The sequence below is a fragment of the Geofilum rubicundum JCM 15548 genome (assembly GCF_000974365.1).
Taxonomy (GTDB): Bacteria; Bacteroidota; Bacteroidia; order Bacteroidales; family Marinilabiliaceae; genus Geofilum; species Geofilum rubicundum.
This window is the reverse complement of the sequence record NZ_BAZW01000211.1, coordinates 1-519: the sequence shown is the minus strand read 5'-3', so window position 1 is coordinate 519 and position 519 is coordinate 1. Positions and strand designations below refer to the sequence as shown.

The window sequence follows — 519 nt, the reverse complement described above, 5'->3', positions numbered from 1 at the left end:
CTCTCCCTCACATACAACGGCCTGGTCAAAACCGATGGTGGCTACCGGTTCAGGATAAACCGTCAGTGCCAATGTTTCTTCATCGGTACAACCATTGATATCTTCAACCAGTACAACAACTGAGTAAGTACCAGCTGGCAATGCCGGGGTAGTATAGGTGGAGGTCGCTGATGGACCGGCAGTTCCTACTGTATTATTGCTGGCATCCAGAACAGTGAAAGTATAGGAAACGCCTCCGCCGGCTGTATAGGAACCGGTGGATCCTTCACAAAATTCGGTGTCACCGGTCAAGGTGGCCGTGGCTTCAGTTACATTGACTGTCAATAAGGCGGGACTGCTGGAACAGGTAATACCATTGGCAACGTCGCCAACAACCACACTGTATTCTCCGGCATCTGTCGCTAAGGCGTTGCTAATGACATAGGTGTCTGAGGTGGCACCGGTTATTTCTGCTCCGGCTCTGTACCACTGATAAACATAATTACCGCTTCCTCCTGTGGCCGAAGCTGTCAAGGTCAG

The 519-nt window shown here is 50.9% G+C and carries 1 pseudogene; it reads right to left on the bottom strand.

The window, feature by feature from the left end:
* Window positions 1-519 (bottom strand): annotated as a pseudogene (locus JCM15548_RS22130) (hypothetical protein); the annotation flags it as partial.